Consider the following 18,258-nt stretch of genomic DNA (forward strand, 5'->3'; position numbering starts at 1 on the left):
ATGAAATTTTTCAATAAAATAGTTTTAGTATCGGGAATATCTGTAGCATTGCTTTCATGTACAAGCGAGCTGGATGTTCAGCCGGAAGGAACTCCAACAGAAGCGAGTTTCTGGAAAACAGAAAACGACCTTGTAACAGGAGCAAATGCGATGTACAAGCCTTTGTATGACAGCGAGTTTTATGGCAGAGGATTTTTCTGGTTTATCAATGCCAGCGATGATATGGTAACAGGAAGAGCAAAAAGTGAGGCTGATAATGCCAAGAACTTTAGCAGTAATTATATCGCAGCAGGAGATTTGGAAACCCAGTGGAATAAAAGATATACAGTTATTGGTATTGCTAATCGTGTTATCCGTAATGTAGACAATATTCAGGCTGCAACGGCTGTAAAAAACAAATACCTGGGTGAAGCTTTATTCATGAGTAGCAGAATGTATTTCGAATTGGCATACAGTTATGGTAATGAAAAAGCAGGAGTTCCAATTATAGACCGTACAAAAGAACCGGATCCGAATCCGATTCCGAGAGCAGCTAACGTAACGGAAAACTACAATTACATTATAAACGATCTGAAAAAGGCAGCAGAATTACTACCAGCTCAGGAAGAACTTGCTGCTAAAGATTTCGGAAGACCTCATAAAGCTGCTGCATGGGCTCTTATGGCCAAAGTATATCTTTTTATGAAAGACTGGAAAAATGCGGCATATTGGGCAAATGAAGTAATGACTAAAGGAAACAGAAACCTGCTGAATAACTATGCTGACGTTTTCAAAGCTGAGAATAATTACAGTTCTGAATATATATGGTCGATACCAAGTACACCAAAATTCAACGCTATTGGAAGTATTCTTCCGGGAGTAATGCTTGAAAACAAAGGCTGGGGAGAATACAATGGCTGGGGGTATTTCCAACCAACCAAAGAGCTTTTTACAGAGTATGAAGCAGGAGACAAAAGAAGAGATGTAACGATTCTGAAATCAGGAGATAAGTTTACATTCAACGGGAAAGAAAGAAGTTATGCTTCTTCTAACTCACTTACAGGATATCAGTTCAATAAATATATGGATGCTTTCAAATATCCTTTGAATAGCGGCCACGTAAGTGCAAATGGAGATTATCCGTGTACAGACCTGGCAGTGCCAATTATGCGTTATGCAGAAGTAATTCTTATAAAAGCAGAAGCAATGTTAATGATGGGGCAAAATGCCGATCAGGAAATTAATATGATCAGAAAGCGTGCTGGTTTGGCACCGAAAAGTGGATGTACAATGGCAGATCTGAAACATGAAAGACGTTGTGAGTTGGCAGGTGAATGGGCAGACAGACATAGAGATCTGGTACGTTGGGGTGATGCTAAAGATACTTATGCTAAACCTTTACATGGTGCAGATGATAAGGAAGTATGGGCTTCAAGAAACTTCAATCCTGCAGTACACAATGTATGGGCCGTTCCACAAGTCGAAATTGTAAACAGTCACGGAGTAATTAAGCAAAATGAAGGCTGGTAATTTTTTAATATAACACATATACTATATCATTGCAGGAATTCCTGCAATGATATAGTTTTTTTAATAGTACTATGAAACAAGCAAAAAAAATATGGGCAATACTGGCTCTGGCAGTATTTGCGAACACTCAGGCACAGAATTATCTAAATTATAATGTAGGAAATGCACATTCGCATAATGACTATATGCAGGAAGTTCCTTTCTGGCAGGCTTATTACGCTAATTTTGGTTCTATAGAAGCAGATGTTTTTCTGGTAAAAGGTAAATTGTGGGTTGCCCATACCGAGAAAGAATTATCACCTGAACGGACGTTGGAGAGCCTTTATCTCGATAATATATCCAGGCAGATTAAACTGAATAAGGGACATATTTATCCTGATACAAATAAAAAACTACAATTGCTTATTGATGTTAAACAGGATTATAAAACGACACTGGATGCATTAGTTAGTACATTACAGAAATATCCTGAGATTACGAATAATCAGGGAATTAAAATTGTTATTACAGGAGGAAGACCACAGCCACAGGAATTTAAAAATTATCCTGCTTATTTGCTTTTCGATGGTGATCTTGATAAAAATTATAGCGCAGAAGAGCTGAAAAGAATAGGAATGTTCAGTGCAGATTTGCAGGGACTGGTAAAATGGAATGGGAAAGGTATTCCGAGAGATGAGGAAACTGCACGAGTAAAAAATGCTGTAGAAAAAGCACATAAGCAGCAAAAGCCAATGCGTTTTTACGGAGCTCCGGATTTTCCGAATGCATGGGTTAATTTTATGGACCTAGGAGTAGATTACATCAATACAGATCATATTCCTGACCTTAAGAAGTTTATGAATACCATTCCGAAGAATTTTTATAAAAATCAGAAGGAGTACAGTGTTTATAAGCCTACTTATGAAACAGACGGCATAAATAAAAAAGTGAAGAATGTAATTCTTCTTATTCCGGATGGTACTTCATTACCACAATATTATGCTGCATTTACAGCAAATAAAGGGAAACTAAATGTATTTAATATGAAAGCGACGGGATTATCCAAAACCAATTCTTCCAACGCTTATATTACCGATTCAGCACCAGGGTCTACTGCTTTTGCTACAGGTGTAAAAACTAAGAATACATTTGTAGGTGTTGATGATGAAGGTAAAGCTTTAGCACAAATCCCGGACATCATTGCTGTAAAAGGAATGTCTTCAGGTTTAATTTCTACCGGAGACGTTACCGATGCTACACCGGCAGATTTCTATGCGCATTCTGACAACAGAAATAGCTCCGAACCTATTCTGAAAGGTTTCGTAAGCTCTAAAACCAAAATACTTATTGGCGGTCCGACAAGTGGACTTACAGAAGATAACCTTAAAAAAATAAAAGAGGCTAAAATCGATTTGTATAAGGATTTGAAATCAGTAAAGAATACCAACAACCGTACTTTGGTTATTGATCCTTTGGCTTCACAAAGAATAACCAACGGAAGAGGTAACTGGCTTGCAGATGCTTTTGATCTTACCTTAAACGATCTGAAAACGAATAAAAATGGCTTCTTTATGATGGTAGAAGCTTCCCAGACCGATGGTGGCGGGCATAGTAACAATCTGGAGCAATTGGTGACTGAGTTACTGGATTTCGATCATGTTGTAGGAAAAGCAATGAAATTTGCGGATGAAAATAAAGAGACACTTGTTGTTGTTTTAGGAGATCATGAAACGGGAGGCTTAACATTGTTGGATGGCAGCCTGAAAGATGGCTGGGTATTCGGAAACTTTAGTACAAACGATCATACTTCCATTCCTTCCAGTGTGTTTGCTTACGGTCCTAATTCTAAGGAGTTTACAGGTTTGTTTGAGAATACGGAAATTTTCAACAAAATTTTAGCTGCTTACGGAATTCGGAAATAAGTAGTTTATTCATTAATTTTAGGCAATAAAACTAAATAAACATGGACAGAAGAGATTTTCTGAAAAAATCGGGGATGGTACTGGGAGGCCTTGGGGTTTCTACAGTTATACATCCGTCGATTTTAAAAGCAATGAATATTAAGCCTGCAAAGGGATCTACATTTTACGATGCAGAGCATGTGGTAATCCTTATGCAAGAGAACAGATCATTCGATCATTGCTTCGGAACATTACGAGGAGTAAGAGGTTTTATGGATAAATATGCCTTCCGTAAGCCTGATGGGAAAAGTGTTTTTTTCCAGAAAGATAAAGCTGGAAAAACCTACGCACCATTTAACTTAGATATTAAAAATACCAGAGCTACCTGGATGAGTTCTCTGCCTCATTCATGGACAAATCAGCAGAATGCTCTTAATAAAGGGAAGTATGATCAGTGGTTATTGGCAAAAAGATCCGGAGTAAAAGAATATCAGGATCTGCCACTTACATTAGGTTTTTATAACCGGAATGACCTTCCGTTCTATTACCAGTTAGCCGATGCCTTTACAGTTTTCGATCAGTATTTTTGTTCTTCCCTTACCGGGACTACGCCTAACAGACTTTTCCATTGGACAGGAACAATCAGATCTGAAAAGAGTGGTGATGTACAGGCACATGTGGTTAATGATACTGTAGATTACAGCAGAAATGTACACTGGAAAACTTTCCCGGAGATGTTGGAAGAGAATGATATTTCGTGGAGAATATATCAGAATGAAATCAGTCTTTCCAAAGGTATGGGAGGTGAGCAGGAGGCTTACTTATCCAACTTTACAGATAACCCAATAGAATGGTTTTCTCAGTTCAATGTAAAATTCTCGCCTAAGCACCATGAATTTGTACAGAAGAAAATTACTGAGCTTAAAGATAAGTTGAGTAAAAAACCTGATAATAAAGAACGCTTAGAAAAAGAACTTCGTTATTACGAGGAAGATCTGAAAAATTTTGATCCTAAAAATTGGGATAAGCTTTCTCAAAAAGAAAAAAATATTCATAACAAAGCATTTACCATTAATTCAGGAGATCCTGATTTCTGGAGTCTTGAAGAGATAGATCCTGTAAACGGTGAAAAGATGTATCTGCCAAAAGGAGATGTTCTGTTTCAGTTCAGAAAAGATGTAAATGAAGGCAAACTTCCGGCTGTGTCATGGTTGGTGGCACCGGAGCGATTCTCGGATCACCCGTCTTCTCAGTGGTACGGAGCATGGTTTATATCAGAAGTCATGAATATTCTTACGAAAAATCCTGAGGTATGGAAGAAGACTATTTTCATTCTGAACTATGATGAGAACGATGGTTATTTCGATCATGTTGTTCCGTTTTTACCGCCTAATAATCCGCAACAGCAGCCTGATATTCATGGAGAAGCAGGTGCTGAATATGTAGATTTTAAACAAAAGTATTTTTCAACTGAAAAATTATATAGTTCAGAAAAAATGGAAGGTCCTGTAGGATTGGGATACAGAGTTCCGATGGTTGTTGCTTCTCCATGGACAATGGGAGGTTATGTAAATTCTGAAGTATCTGATCATACATCTGTTTTGCAGTTTTTGGAACATTTCCTGAACAAAAAGAAAAATAAAAATCTCCATGTAGAGAATATAAGTGACTGGAGAAGAGAAGTATGTGGAGACCTTACTTCGGCTTTCAATCAGGAAAAAAGTAAAAATCTTAAACTGGATTTCTTGCAGGAAAAAGTTTTTGTGGAAAGTATAAATGCTGCAAAAGAAAAACCGGTTCCAAATAATTTTGTAGCATTGAGCGATGCTGAACAAAATGCACAATCTAAGTATTTCCCGAAGCAGGAAAAAGGGCTAAAACCTTCTAATCCATTGCCATATCATTTTGAAGTTAATTTTAACAACAAAGGTATTGATATGCACAACCATACCGAGAAAGCAACACCTGTAATGGTGTATAACCGTAAAAAATTAAATGAGGATAAAGACTTTTTATTCCCATATACGATGTTTAAAAAACAGAATTTCAATCATGCTTTATCTACGGAAAATGGTTATGACTGGGACGTTTTCGGACCAAATGGTTTTTACCGGAATTTTGAAGGAAATTCGGCTCCGGAAGTGGAAGTGAAACTTACCCAAAATAGCAATGGTGATGTTGAGGTAATATTTACTTCAGCTTCTGTAAAAGAGATTGTATTAGAAAATGCTTATACTAAGCAGACTCAGAAGATAGATCCGTCAAAGACACCTAAAGTATTAATTCCGTCTTCTAAAATAGGAGGCTGGTACGATCTGAAAGTCTCTACCGGAAATAATAACTGGATTTTTGCAGGTAGAGCAGAGACCGGTAAAGTTTCCTCTACAGATCCGCACTGGGCTTAGGGAAAATATATGGGTTTATTGATTGCCCTTAAACCTCATAAGTCTCGAAGACCTATGAGGTTTTCTTTTGGGTTAATGAAAAATAAAAAAATGGTCAGATATTCTTTCTGACCATTTTTGCTCTTTTGGCATGTTTTTTATTTTAAACTTCAGGTTTCAAATTTGAAACTTGTTTATATTTGTTCGTACAATTTTTTTATGATGAAGAAAATACTTTTATTCGTATTGGTATCGGCATATAGCTTTGCTCAGGATACTGTTGAATATAACTTTCCAAAAATAAAGTCAGGGATTTCTATTCCGGTAGTTATTCCGATGGCAGAAATCAACAGATTAATTAACCAGTCTATTAATGGTGTAATTTATGAGGATAAATCCTATACGGATAACAACAATGACCAGTTTAAAACAAGAGTTGAGAAGAACGGAAACATTGTTATACAGGGACTAACCAATAACCGCATTATGATCTCTGTACCTCTGAAAATATGGGCGGAAAAGGGTTATGGTACCTTAGGTTATTATGCTTATCAGTCGACAAATTTTAGTGTGGTGATGAATTTTATCTCCAATATCAGTTTTAATAATAACTGGACACTGAATACAGCGACTACGACAGCTGGTTTTGTGTGGAAAGAAAAGCCTGTATTGGATTATGGTAAAGTAAAAATTCCTATATCATCACTTATAGAAAGCACACTGACAAAGCAACAGCAGAAATTTACCGGAGTAATAGACAAGCAGGTAAAGGAAAAAATGAATATGCAACCTTATCTGGTAATGGCCTGGAACCAATTTGTAAATCCTATCAATATCTCCGAAGAATATCATACATGGTTGAAGATTAGCCCGCAAAGCCTTTCTGCAACACCATTAAAAGTGTATGCTAACCAAATTTCTGCAACACTGGGTGTAGATTTATATTCTGAAACATTCACAGGAAATCAGCCAGCTGCTGGTGCAAGTGTAACTACAGTGCCTGGTTTTGTCACCAAACCTGCAATAGATAATGTTTTCAAGCTGCAGACTACGGCCAATATTCCGTTTACAGAAGCTACAAGATTAGCGGAACAACAGTTTCTGCACAAAGAATTTACCTTCAGAGAAGGGAAGTCTAAAATTGTGATTGAAAGTATAAAAGTATACGGAAAGGACGAGAAAGTAGTAATAGAGGCAGAAACAAGTGGTACGGTCAATGGTACTTCCGTTATTACCGGTACACCAACTTATGATCCTGTAAAAAAGAAAATTGTGTTCACCGATACCAAGTTCAATCTGAAAACAAGCAATATTTTTCAGAAAACGCTTGTATTCCTTTTCAAAGGAAAGATTGTTAATATGATTGAAAAAGAATATGGTATTCCTACACTGGAGATGGAGAAAAGTTCTCGTAAGAGTATTGAGGAAAGTCTGAACAAAGAATATTATAAAGGACTATTTATAAAAGGTAAGGTAATAGATTTCAGACCATCTGATTTTGTAGTAGGGAATAGTAGTATAACTGCTATTATCGATACTAAAGCAAATGCTCAGTTAATGATCTCAGGACTTAGTTTCTAAGCTGAAGAACTACAAATACAAAAATGACCGGAAGAAATATCCGGTCATTTTCATATCCTTCTAAGCCTGTTTAAATTTTATTGTTAATACTCTTCGATAGTTCGTCAAGCTCACTATATACTTAACTCAGAGTGACATTGCTCGTCCAATATATCTTCCTTTTAGGAGTGTCAGGCTGAGCTTGTCGAAGCCTAATACTTTTTTTAATCAAAATTTAAACAGGCTGTAAAAGTTAGTCTTAATTATTCGTTATGTTGCCTAAAGTCATTATTGATGCATATTTAAACAAATATCAGTATATCCATTATAAAAATGCCTATTTTAGCGCAATTAAAAAACTCAATTTATACTATACAGGTCATTTATGAAGAAAGTCGTATTTTTGTGTACAGTATTATTAACCTTATTAAACTGTAAAACTTTGGATTTAAAAGAAATCAATTTAGACAAAGCTGCTTATGAGCAATTGCCGGAAGGGCTTTATGGAAATTTGAAGACAACAAAAGGAGATATCCTTGTTAAATTTAACGATAAAGAATCACCAGTAACAGTTGCTAACTTCGTAGGATTAGCAGAAGGAAAAATAGAAAATTCGGCGAAAAAGAAAGGAGAACCTTTCTACAACGGTACTATTTTCCACAGAGTAATCAAAGATTTTATGATTCAGGGTGGTGACCCTAAAGGAACAGGAATGGGTGATCCTGGTTATAAATTCGATGATGAGAAAAACGACCTTAAGCATACCGGAAAAGGTATTCTTTCCATGGCTAATTCAGGCCCTAATACCAACGGATCTCAGTTCTTTATTACTGAAGTGGCAACACCTTGGCTAGATGGAAGACATACGATCTTTGGTAAAGTGGTAAAAGGAGAGCAGGTTATAGATGATGTAGCTAATGTAGAAAAAGGTGCTCAGGACAAACCAAAAACTGACATCGTATTAGAAAAAGTAACCATCTTTACAAAGGGAGATGCCTATAAGCATTATGATGCAGCTAAACTTTTCAATGAAGGAAAATCTAAAATTGCTGAAAACAATAAAGTATTCGTTCAGAAGAAAGAAGAGGAAGCTAAAAAGAAATTGGAAGAGCTAAAGAGCGGAATGACAACTACTGCTAGTGGTTTAATGTACAAGATTACTAAAACTACAGATGGCGCTCAGCCAGTTGCAGGAAATACCGTTTCTGTTCACTATACAGGTAAATTAACTAGCGGACAGGTTTTCGATTCATCAATTTCAAGAAACGAGCCTATCGAATTCCCTGTGGGAACTGGACGTGTAATTAAAGGTTGGGATGAAGGTATTCTTTTACTAAAAGAAGGTGAAGAAGCTACATTCCTTATTCCACCAGATTTAGGTTACGGAGCAAGAGGTGCAGGAGGTGTTATTCCACCAAATGCATGGTTAATCTTCGAAGTTAAATTAGTGAAAGCTAAAGCATAACATCAGATAAATAAAAAAGGAAGCAATTAGCTTCCTTTTTTTATATTTATCTTCTTCCGTCGTTTCTATAGTAGTACTGCGGAATTACATTTATTTGTATCAGGTCATTTTCACCCTGTATAGATTTTAACTGTCCAACCATACGTTTGTTGTTGTCCCAGTCAGAATAGTAATCCAATGTAACATTGCCTACTTTTTTTAATTTTCCTTTTCTTCCCCAGATATCATTATCAAAATATTCAAAATTTATATTTCCAATCTGTTTGAAGAAAAGATCACGGTTCCAGATATCATTTTTGTGGAAGTATTCAAATCCTATTCTTCCGATATTTTTAATCATATTATTGCGTCCCCAGATATCGTTGTCACTATAATATTCTATCGGATATTTTCCGTACCTGTATCTTATGTTATCATTGGATGAGCGGTCAAAATCATCTCTTTGCTGGAAATTGTTTCTTCTGTTAGGCTGGTATCTTAGGAGCTGCCCATAGGAATCAACTGTAATTACAGCATCATCTGTATAAAGATCAACAGATAAGATTGCAGAATTTTGTTCGGAAATGTTCACATCCATGCCTTTTAGCTGTTGCCCCCATACACTAACAGATGTATAGAGTAGTGCGGCCGTAAATAGTAATCTTAGTTTCATGTGAAAAAGTGTTTGTTTAGGGTTTAATTTATATCTGAATGACTATGTATCTATGTCTTTTATCCCAACACATAAACTATGCCGCAAAATTCATTTTCGGAAAAAAATAAGAATAAGTCTGAAAGTTTAAAACAGGATATCCGTTTTAGACCAATTAATCCAATACTTACTAAATTGTCAGTAACATACATTAAGCAATGTATTAGGAATGGCAAGGTGGTAGCTATAACTTTGATATAAGAAAATAAGTGCTGTATAAAATGACTTGCAGTATATAAAATTATCAGAATGAAATTGACAACACAAGTAAAAGCAATTGCAGATCATATGCAGAATATACAGGTATTCAATGGCGAGGATACTTTAGATATGAGTCGCAAAAGCTATGAGAGTATGGCTGCCCAGTTCGGTACCAAAAAAGAAATGGTAAGAGTTATTGAAGAATTTAATATAGATAATGGAGGGCATAGTATCCCGGTCAGGGTATACCGCCCTGAAAATTCAGGAACAAAAAACTCTTCTGCTATTATTTATACTCATGGTGGTTGGTTTGTAGCAGGGAGTTTTGAAACACATGATGCCATTGTGAGAAAATTGGCTAATGCTACTAAATCAGTTGTTATTTTCCCGGAATACAGACTTGCACCGGAGCATCCTTTCCCGGCTGGATTAGATGACTGTATTTATGTAACCAATTGGGTTTATGACAATGCCGCTACATTAAAAATTGATAAGAACAATATCGGTATTGTAGGAGATAGTGCAGGCGGAGCATTGTCTGTTGCTATTGCTGGTGAGTTGGGAGACATATTAAGATTTCAGGTTTTGATATACCCGGCGGGAGATAATAAGCTGAGTACAGAATCATGGAAGACCTACGCAAACGGACCGGTTCTTTCATTAGAGGGCGGAGTACAGGCATGGGAATGGTATTTACAGAAAGAAGAAGATAAACAAAACCCTTTAGCAGTTCCTGCTTTAATTAAAGATTTCAAAAATACACCTCCAACGCTCATATTGTTAGCAGGGCATGATCCTTTGTATGATGATGGGAAAATATTGGCGGAAAGTCTAAGAACATCCGGAGTAGAAACTGAAGTTGTTGTTTATGAAGAAATGATACACGGTTTTATGCATATGGATTCTGTTTTAATTGAAGCCAAAGATGCAGTAGAAAAGATTTCTGCATTTATAATCAGTCATATAGATTAGTATCAGTAGCTATATCCGATAAATAAAAGTGCAGAATAATTAGTAGTAATGGCCGGAAGAGATTTCGGTCATTTTTATATGCTGTAATTACGGTTGGAAAAGGATGTTGCTTTTTGTCTTTCGGCTTTCTTTTTACATTCTTTGTTGTTACTTTTGTAGTGATACAGAAAGATTACATTAGTTTACACCTTATCCTACGCGTATAGAAAATGAAAAATTTGAAGCTAAAGACAGATCCGAAAGTCAACGATAAATTCAATAACTATCCGGAATTAATCCGCGAAAAGATGCAGTTTCTTAGGAGACTGGTGATTGAAACTGCGGGAGAGACTGATGGAGTAGACGCATTGGAAGAAACACTAAAATGGGGTGAGCCGAGTTTCGTTACTAAAAATGGAAGTACACTTAGGATGGACTGGAAAGAAAAATCTCCAGAGCAATATGCGATGTACTTTCAGTGTAGCAGCAGGTTGGTAGATACTTTTCGTATGGTATTTGGACACCAGTTTAAGTATGAGGGTAAAAGAGCCATTGTCTTCCAAATCAATGAAAGAGTTCCCATAGAAGAATTAAAAGAATGTATAAAAGCAGCCCTGCTTTATCATGATGTAAAACACCTCCAAACCTTAGGAATTTAAACCAACTCAACTATTTACGTTGGTAAGTAGGGAGAAGTCTAAATTTGTTAAGACAGACGTTCACCACATTTCTTACAATAGCGGGCATCCGAATCATTTTCAGAATTTCCGCATCGCTGACAGGCCATATCATTTTTTAACGCTCTTTTTTGTCGAAACTCAGAAGTAACAATTCCCGTAGGAACAGCGATAATGCTATAACCACAAAGCATTACTACAATAGAAAGGAATTTTCCTACAGGTGTAACAGGTGAGATATCTCCATAGCCTACCGTAGTAACCGTTACAACAGCCCAATAGATGCTGGTAGGTATACTGGTGAAGCCATTTACGCCACCTTCTACTACATACATCAGGGAACCGATAATAACGATAAAAATGGAAAGGAATAACAGGAAAATGTATATTTTCCTGGAGCTATGCTTTAGAGCCGAGGTAATATAACGGCCGTCTTTCATATAATCCAGAAGATTGAATATTCGGAAAACCCTTAGAAGTCTCAGTAATCTGATAACAATTAAATAATGGGTGGCAGGATAAAACAAATGGAGATAAAACGGAGCAATAGACAAAAAGTCAATAATTCCGTTAAAGCTGAAAATATACTCTCTTTTATCCTTTATACAGACAATCCGGAGAATGTATTCTATGGTAAAGAGTATGGTTACAAAAGATTCAATCCAATATAAACTTCGGATTGTTCTCAGGCTTAATGTCGGAACAGTTTCCAACATTACCAAAACGGTACTCAGTAGAATAACAATAAGCAGGATAATATCAAAAGTTTTTCCGGCTTTAGTATTTGATAGATATATGATTTTATAAACCTTTTCCAGCCATCCCTCTTGTGGAGTCAAATCATATTCCGGCTTTAGTCTTATTTTTCTCATCTGCAGCAAAATTAATATCTTCGTGTCGTTCTTACAGAAAGAAATAGATGAACGCTCATTTCTTTAGTAGGAATAACAAAAATATTATTAAATAACGGATGAAAGTTAAAGAAATAATTTCGATTACAGAAAAACAGTGGCCTTTACAACAGGCAGAAGATTTTGATAATGTAGGATTATTATGTGGAGACCCGGATCGGGAAGTTACAGGAATATTATTATGCCATGATGCTCTGGAAGAGGTTGTAGAGGAAGCTATAGAAACCAATTGCAATCTTATTATCTGTTTTCATCCGATTATCTTTTCAGGGTTAAAATCTTTAACCGGAAGAAATTATGTTGAAAGAAGTGTTATAAAGGCATTGGAAAATAAAATTGCCATCTATGCCATTCATACAGCTTTGGATAATGATCTGTTTGGAGTTAATTACAGAATCTGTAAAGAATTGGGTCTGGAAAATACGAAAGTCCTGATGCCAAAGCAAAAACAGCTTTCTTATCTTAGCGTTTATGTCCCAAAAGATAATGCTGATAAAGTGGAACAAGCTATTTTTGATGCCGGAGCCGGACAAATAGGATTCTATGATCAATGTAGATTCAAGCTTAGTGGAGAAGGAAGTTTTCGCCCTTTAGACGGAGCTAATCCGAAAATAGGCAGCGTAGAGCAAAGAGAATATGTAGAAGAAGTACAGCTATCATTTGTTTTTGAAGCCTATAAAAAGAATAAGATTCTTGCAGCTATGAAAGCGTCACACCCCTACGAAGAGGTAGCTTACCAGATCTATAGTCTGGAAAATGATAATCAGTACGAAGGCTTAGGACAATATGGAGAGCTGAAAGAAGAAACGGATGCCATTACTTTTTTAACCTTTGTAAAAGAAAAATTTGGACTGGATGTAATACGTCATTCCAAAATTCCGAATAGAAAAATAAAAAGAGTAGGAGTACTGGGAGGAAGTGGAGCTTCAGGAATTAAAGCTGCAATAGGTGCCGGATGCGATATATACCTATCCGGAGATTTTAAATATCACGATTTTTTTCTTGCTGAAAATAAGATTATACTGGCAGATATAGGCCATTTTGAATCCGAGCAATTCGTTGTTGAACAATTATATGAATTTTTCTCCGAAAAATTTACTAAATTTGCAATCTTAAAGACGAATATAAAAACGAATCCCGTAAATTATTTCTTATAGATATGGCTAAAAAAGCACAAGAAATTAGTGTAGAAGACAAACTTCGCGCATTATACGATCTGCAAATCATTGATTCCCGACTTGACGAAATCCGTAACACAAGAGGTGAATTACCAATTGAAGTAGAAGATTTGGAAATCGAAATCGAAGGTCTTAACAAAAGAGCAGCTAAATTTAGCAGTGAGATCAAAGATCTTCAGGATCAGATCAAAGCTAAAAAGGAAGCTGGAAGTCATGCTCAGAATTTAATTGAAAAATATAAATCTCAGCAAGATAACGTAAGAAACAATAAAGAATTCGAGGCCCTTGGTAAAGAGATTGAATTTCAGGAACTGGAAATCCAGTTAGCTGATAAAAAAATCAGAGAATTCAATGCTAAAATCGATCATAAAAATGAAGTTTTAGCTGAAGTAAATGCTAAAATCGATGAACTAACTAACCACCTTAACTTCAAGAAAAATGAATTAGATGGTTTAGTATCTGAAACTCAGAAAGAAGAAGAATACCTTTTAGAGAAATCTAAAGAGTTTTCTGAAAAAATTGACGACAGACTTTTATCTTCTTACAACAGAATCAGAACAAGTTCTTCAAACGGTTTAGCAGTAGTAGGTATCGAAAGAGGTGCTGCTAAAGGTTCTTACTTCACTATTCCACCACAAAAGCAACTTGAAATCGCTCAGAGAAAGAGAATTATCATCGATGAGTACTCAGGTAAAATCCTTGTTGATGACGAGTTGGTAATGGAAGAGCAAGAGAAAATGAAAACTATTATCAACTTCTAAGAAGTTAGATATAAAATATTTATAAATCCATTCATTAAAAGTGAATGGATTTTTTTATTTTCGTAGGATTTATGGGAGGTGATATAATTTACAGGTAAAAACTTAAACTTGTAATATATAGGTAACCAAACAACTTATCAACTAATTAAAATAAACCGTACATGAAATTAAAGCATACTGCAGTTGCTCTGGCTGCACCATTATTAATGAATGCGCAAAATGTGATGACTCCGGAAAAATTATGGACACTAGGCAAATTATCTGTTCAGGCTGTTGCGCCGGATCAGTCTTCTCTGATTTATAAAGTAGGCATAACAGATCTGAAAACTGAGAAAACAAATGCAAAGTCTTATTTCTTGGATCTTCTGAATAATTCTGCAAAGCAAATTGACTTTGGGAAAAAAGCGATTATTCAATGGGATAAAAATGGTCTTTATGCTAAAGAAGGTGGAGTAATCTATATTTCTAAAGATAAAGGAAATACATGGGCAGAATTTTATAAAATAGGAGATAATGCAGATAATATTGTGGTATCTCCGGATGGAAAAAAAGTAGCATTCAGCAAAGAAGTTCAGGTTGAGACTATTCTTGGAAAAGATAAGTACAAAGACACTTCAAAGTCTACAGCTCAGATTTATACAGACCTTAATAACCGTCACTGGGATACCTGGTATGAAGGTAAGATGTCCCATGTTTTTGTAGTGAGCACTTCCGAAGAAGCTGCAAAAGCAAAAGATCTTCTGGAAGGAAAGAAATTTATGTCTCCGCAACAGCCTTTTGGTGGTGCTGAAGATTTTGTATGGAGTCCGGATAGCAGCCAGTTGTTATATGTAACGAAAGAAAAGTACGGTGCAGAATACGCACAGAGTACGAATACAGATATCTTCGCTTATGATCTTGCCGGTGGCCAGACAGAAAATCTTACAAAAGGTATGATGGGGTATGATGTAAGCCCTAAATTCAGCCCGGATGGTAAATATCTTACATGGCAGAGTATGCGTGCAGATGGATATGAAGCAGACAAGAATGACATTGTAATCATGGAATGGAAAACCAAAAAGAAAACTAATCTTACCCAAAATTGGGATGATAGCGTAGACGGAGGTTTCTATTGGTCCAAAGATGCAAAAACTATTTACTTCAATGCAGCATACAGAGGAGTAAGACAACTATTCAGCGTTAATCCTCAGAATGCTAAAATTGCGCAGGTAACAAATGACAAATTCGATGTTAGTGGAATTTTTGCAGAAACTAAAAATGGATTACTGGTAACCAGAACAGATTTTAACCACAGTCCTGATTTGTTTAATGTTTCTTTAAAGAATGGTGAATTTACACAGATCACTGACGTTAATAAAGATAACTATGCTGCAATTACGCCAAGTAAGAGCGAATTGAAAATGGTGAAAACGTCAGACGGTAAAGAAATGGGAGTATGGTTTATCTATCCGCCGAATTTTGATCCGAATAAAAAATATGCAACATTACTGTATTGCCAGGGAGGTCCGCAATCTGCACTTACTCAGACTTTCAGTCAGCGTTGGAATATGGCTCTTATGGCAGCTAATGATTATATCATCGTTGCTCCGAACAGACGTGGTATGCCAGGTTGGGGAGTGAAATGGAATGCTGATATCAGTAAAGATTGGGGAGGACAGCCAATGAGAGATTATCTGGCAGCAGCTGATTTTGCGAAAACACTTCCGTATGTAGATGGAGAGAGAATGGGAGCTGTAGGAGCAAGTTATGGCGGTTACTCAGTATTTATGCTGGCAGGTATCCACGAAAACAGATTCAAAACATTTATTGCCCACGATGGTCTTTTTGATATGAAGTCATGGTATGGTACTACCGAAGAATTATGGTTTGCCAATCATGAAATCGGTGGTTCTTACTGGGAAAAACCAGATGCACCTGCATACACTACATACAACCCAAGTAATTATGTAGGAAAATGGAACAAACCTATTATGATTGTACAGGGAGGTTTAGACTTCAGAGTATCTTATGAGCAGGGGCAGGAAGCTTTTCAGGCTGCTAAATTAAAAGGGCTGAAAGCCAAAATGGTTTATTTCCCTAATGAAAACCACTGGGTACTTCATCCGCATAATGCCCTTGTTTGGCAGCGCGAGTTCTTCGGATGGTTGAAAGAAACATTATAATATGGATTTATTAGTTATCATTGTTATTGCTGCAACAGCATTAGTAAGTTTTAAAGGCTTTAACGACAGAGGATTTTTTTCTCAGTATATGTTTCAGGTAGGAGCTATTCAGAGAAATAAAGAATATATACGCTTGTTGACATCAGGATTTCTGCATGCCGATATTATGCACCTGCTGTTTAATATGCTTACATTATATTTCTTTAGCGGAATTGTAATTGATTATTTCGGAAAAGTAGGCTTTGTACTGATTTATTTCGGGGCAATTATTGCCGGAAATCTTTTCAGTATGTTTATCTATAAGAATAATCCAATGTATTCGGCTATCGGAGCAAGTGGAGGTGTTTCAGGTATTTTATTTGCGGCAATTGCCATGAATCCATATTTGGGCATAGGATTCTTCTTTATACCAATTCCTATTCCCGGATATATCTTTGGAGCTTTGTATTTCGGTTATTCGGTTTATATGATGCTTAATCCAAAAGAATGGGACAATCTGGGACATGCTGCACACTTAGGTGGTTCAGTTGTAGGATTGGTTTATGCTTTTATAAGCTTCCCGATGAATACACTGGAGCATATCTTCCAAATCCTGATTATGTCTTTACCATTGCTGTATCTGGCATTCAGAATATTATTTAATAAAGGTGGCATTCGATAGAGTGTCATGTTATGCAAAAAATGCCCCGATTAGCGGGGCATTTTTTGTTATTTGTAATATTATTTTGCTTGTAGGTTTCTAAAACCTATAAGGTTTATCTTTTTTAATTTTAATTGATTCTTCTTTTCTTTTTAGAAGCGAATTTTAATACAGTGTATCCTCCAAATCCGGCAAGGGTAGAAGCTACGAGAATAGCAAATTTAGCTTCATCCTGAATATCCTGATGTCCTCTAAAGGATAGAATCGCTATAAAAATAGACATTGTAAATCCAATACCGGCCAGTAGACCTACGCCGACCATTTGTGACCACTTAGAATTCTGAGGAAGTTTACTGATTCCTAATTTAACTGCTATAAAGCTAAAGAATAAAATTCCGACTAATTTTCCGATAATTAGACCTCCAATAATACCAGCTCCGAAACTGGTAAATAATCCATCTACCATTCCTTTTTCAAAAACAATATTGGTATTGGCCAGTGCAAAAATTGGCATAATTAAATAATTAACCGGAGTGTGTAACATACCTTCCAGTTTTTCCAATGGCGAAATCTCTGTATCAGATGTATTTGTGGGTATAGTAAAGGCTAATAATACTCCTGCAATAGTAGCATGGATCCCGGAATGATGCATACAGTACCATAAAACAGCACCAGGAATAAGGTAGAAGACATGTTTTTTAACACCGAATTTATTGAACAGTATAAGAAGTAATATAATTCCTCCTGAGATTAGTAAATAGATCCAGTGTAACTGCTCTGTATAGAATATAGCAATAACAAGGATAGCACCTAAATCGTCAACAATAGCTAATGCAGCAAGAAATATCTTGATAGATGCAGGAACGCGATTAGACAACATAGAGATAATGGCTAAAGAAAAAGCTATATCAGTTGCCATCGGAATTCCCCAGCCTTTGCCATATTCAGTCCCATGATTGAAGAACGCATAAATAGCCGCAGGAACAAGCATTCCGCCTATTGCAGCAAAAATAGGAAGTGATGCGTTTTTGATATTGGAAAGTTCACCTTCCAGCATTTCCCGTTTGATCTCCAGACCAACCAACAGGAAAAATACAGTCATAAGACCATCATTAATCCATTCGGATACAGAATAAGGACCAAGGTGGCTCTCCAGAATATTCTGGAATCCTGTCCCTAGAGAGGAATTAGCGATGAATAAGGATACAAGTACACATAAAATAAGGATAATGCCAGATGACTGGCTGCTTTCGAAAAATTTTTTAAAATATTGAGTTAACTTCATACA

The 18,258-nt window shown here is 36.2% G+C and carries 14 protein-coding genes; 11 read left to right on the forward strand and 3 right to left on the reverse strand.

The genetic code is table 11. The annotated features are described in order from the left end of the window. The 5 genes from BAZ10_RS06250 to BAZ10_RS06270 all read left to right on the forward strand — a co-directional run bounded on the left by BAZ10_RS06250 (position 1) and on the right by BAZ10_RS06270 (position 8,798). Positions 1-1,509, forward strand: a complete 1,509-nt coding sequence (locus BAZ10_RS06250) for a RagB/SusD family nutrient uptake outer membrane protein (protein ID WP_078771341.1) — start codon at positions 1-3, stop codon at positions 1,507-1,509. A 71-nt stretch (positions 1,510-1,580) separates the two neighbouring features. Next, the gene (locus tag BAZ10_RS06255; protein ID WP_078771342.1) at positions 1,581-3,410 is read left to right on the forward strand and encodes an alkaline phosphatase; all 1,830 of its coding nucleotides are present in this window, start codon (positions 1,581-1,583) and stop codon (positions 3,408-3,410) included. A 41-nt stretch (positions 3,411-3,451) separates the two neighbouring features. After that, entirely contained in the window at positions 3,452-5,794 is a 2,343-nt protein-coding gene (locus tag BAZ10_RS06260) for a phosphocholine-specific phospholipase C (RefSeq protein ID WP_078771343.1), read from the forward strand. 198 nt (positions 5,795-5,992) lie between these two features. Then, the gene (locus BAZ10_RS06265; RefSeq protein ID WP_236709495.1) at positions 5,993-7,354 is read left to right on the forward strand and encodes a DUF4403 family protein; all 1,362 of its coding nucleotides are present in this window, start codon (positions 5,993-5,995) and stop codon (positions 7,352-7,354) included. Positions 7,355-7,718: 364 nt separating this feature from the next. Continuing rightward, complete coding sequence (locus BAZ10_RS06270; protein ID WP_034870359.1) at positions 7,719-8,798, forward strand: peptidylprolyl isomerase; 1,080 nt, start codon at positions 7,719-7,721, stop codon at positions 8,796-8,798. 46 nt (positions 8,799-8,844) lie between these two features. Here the strand turns inward: BAZ10_RS06270 and BAZ10_RS06275 are convergent, their stop codons facing one another. Continuing rightward, complete coding sequence (locus tag BAZ10_RS06275) at positions 8,845-9,450, reverse strand: hypothetical protein (RefSeq protein WP_059156396.1); 606 nt, start codon at positions 9,448-9,450, stop codon at positions 8,845-8,847. Positions 9,451-9,738: 288 nt separating this feature from the next. Here BAZ10_RS06275 and BAZ10_RS06280 point away from each other — a divergent pair, with 288 nt between their 5' ends. Together BAZ10_RS06280 and BAZ10_RS06285 are read left to right on the forward strand one after the other, a co-directional pair. Then, positions 9,739-10,662: an alpha/beta hydrolase gene (locus tag BAZ10_RS06280; protein WP_078771344.1), complete on the forward strand. Its 924-nt coding sequence runs from the start codon at positions 9,739-9,741 to the stop codon at positions 10,660-10,662. A gap of 209 nt (positions 10,663-10,871) precedes the next feature. Then, the gene (locus tag BAZ10_RS06285; RefSeq protein WP_078771345.1) at positions 10,872-11,300 is read left to right on the forward strand and encodes a DUF1801 domain-containing protein; all 429 of its coding nucleotides are present in this window, start codon (positions 10,872-10,874) and stop codon (positions 11,298-11,300) included. Positions 11,301-11,347: 47 nt separating this feature from the next. On the opposite strand, the gene BAZ10_RS06290 is transcribed toward BAZ10_RS06285, so the two are convergent. Beyond that, positions 11,348-12,190: an ion transporter gene (locus tag BAZ10_RS06290; RefSeq protein ID WP_078771346.1), complete on the reverse strand. Its 843-nt coding sequence runs from the start codon at positions 12,188-12,190 to the stop codon at positions 11,348-11,350. A gap of 98 nt (positions 12,191-12,288) precedes the next feature. On the opposite strand from BAZ10_RS06290, the gene BAZ10_RS06295 reads away from it, so the two are divergent. The 4 genes from BAZ10_RS06295 to BAZ10_RS06310 all read left to right on the forward strand — a co-directional run bounded on the left by BAZ10_RS06295 (position 12,289) and on the right by BAZ10_RS06310 (position 16,991). Then, positions 12,289-13,386 carry a Nif3-like dinuclear metal center hexameric protein gene (locus BAZ10_RS06295; protein ID WP_078771347.1) on the forward strand — a complete coding sequence of 366 codons (1,098 nt, stop codon included), beginning with the start codon at positions 12,289-12,291 and terminating at the stop codon, positions 13,384-13,386. A 2-nt stretch (positions 13,387-13,388) separates the two neighbouring features. Beyond that, complete coding sequence (locus BAZ10_RS06300) at positions 13,389-14,168, forward strand: zinc ribbon domain-containing protein (RefSeq protein ID WP_059156400.1); 780 nt, start codon at positions 13,389-13,391, stop codon at positions 14,166-14,168. A 161-nt stretch (positions 14,169-14,329) separates the two neighbouring features. Continuing rightward, positions 14,330-16,330, forward strand: a complete 2,001-nt coding sequence (locus BAZ10_RS06305) for a S9 family peptidase (protein WP_078771348.1) — start codon at positions 14,330-14,332, stop codon at positions 16,328-16,330. Position 16,331: 1 nt separating this feature from the next. Then, positions 16,332-16,991, forward strand: a complete 660-nt coding sequence (locus tag BAZ10_RS06310) for a rhomboid family intramembrane serine protease (protein ID WP_078771349.1) — start codon at positions 16,332-16,334, stop codon at positions 16,989-16,991. Positions 16,992-17,100: 109 nt separating this feature from the next. Here BAZ10_RS06310 and nhaA read toward each other — a convergent pair whose 3' ends face one another. After that, the gene (gene nhaA / locus BAZ10_RS06315; RefSeq protein WP_078771350.1) at positions 17,101-18,255 is read right to left on the reverse strand and encodes a Na+/H+ antiporter NhaA; all 1,155 of its coding nucleotides are present in this window, start codon (positions 18,253-18,255) and stop codon (positions 17,101-17,103) included. Positions 18,256-18,258: the final 3 nt, after the last annotated feature.

This window comes from Elizabethkingia occulta (genome assembly GCF_002023715.1).
Taxonomy (GTDB): domain Bacteria; phylum Bacteroidota; class Bacteroidia; order Flavobacteriales; family Weeksellaceae; genus Elizabethkingia; species Elizabethkingia occulta.

What these genes read in the sequence shown, in the direction of transcription:
- BAZ10_RS06250 (WP_078771341.1), top strand. Translation starts at nt 1, where the DNA reads ATGAAATTTTTCAATAAAATAGTTTTAGTATCGGGAATATCTGTAGCA.
- BAZ10_RS06255 (WP_078771342.1), top strand. Translation starts at nt 1,581, where the DNA reads ATGAAACAAGCAAAAAAAATATGGGCAATACTGGCTCTGGCAGTATTT.
- BAZ10_RS06260 (WP_078771343.1), top strand. Translation starts at nt 3,452, where the DNA reads ATGGACAGAAGAGATTTTCTGAAAAAATCGGGGATGGTACTGGGAGGC.
- BAZ10_RS06265 (WP_236709495.1), top strand. Translation starts at nt 5,993, where the DNA reads ATGATGAAGAAAATACTTTTATTCGTATTGGTATCGGCATATAGCTTT.
- BAZ10_RS06270 (WP_034870359.1), top strand. Translation starts at nt 7,719, where the DNA reads ATGAAGAAAGTCGTATTTTTGTGTACAGTATTATTAACCTTATTAAAC.
- BAZ10_RS06275 (WP_059156396.1), bottom strand. Translation starts at nt 9,450, where the DNA reads ATGAAACTAAGATTACTATTTACGGCCGCACTACTCTATACATCTGTT.
- BAZ10_RS06280 (WP_078771344.1), top strand. Translation starts at nt 9,739, where the DNA reads ATGAAATTGACAACACAAGTAAAAGCAATTGCAGATCATATGCAGAAT.
- BAZ10_RS06285 (WP_078771345.1), top strand. Translation starts at nt 10,872, where the DNA reads ATGAAAAATTTGAAGCTAAAGACAGATCCGAAAGTCAACGATAAATTC.
- BAZ10_RS06290 (WP_078771346.1), bottom strand. Translation starts at nt 12,190, where the DNA reads ATGAGAAAAATAAGACTAAAGCCGGAATATGATTTGACTCCACAAGAG.
- BAZ10_RS06295 (WP_078771347.1), top strand. Translation starts at nt 12,289, where the DNA reads ATGAAAGTTAAAGAAATAATTTCGATTACAGAAAAACAGTGGCCTTTA.
- BAZ10_RS06300 (WP_059156400.1), top strand. Translation starts at nt 13,389, where the DNA reads ATGGCTAAAAAAGCACAAGAAATTAGTGTAGAAGACAAACTTCGCGCA.
- BAZ10_RS06305 (WP_078771348.1), top strand. Translation starts at nt 14,330, where the DNA reads ATGAAATTAAAGCATACTGCAGTTGCTCTGGCTGCACCATTATTAATG.
- BAZ10_RS06310 (WP_078771349.1), top strand. Translation starts at nt 16,332, where the DNA reads ATGGATTTATTAGTTATCATTGTTATTGCTGCAACAGCATTAGTAAGT.
- nhaA (WP_078771350.1), bottom strand. Translation starts at nt 18,255, where the DNA reads ATGAAGTTAACTCAATATTTTAAAAAATTTTTCGAAAGCAGCCAGTCA.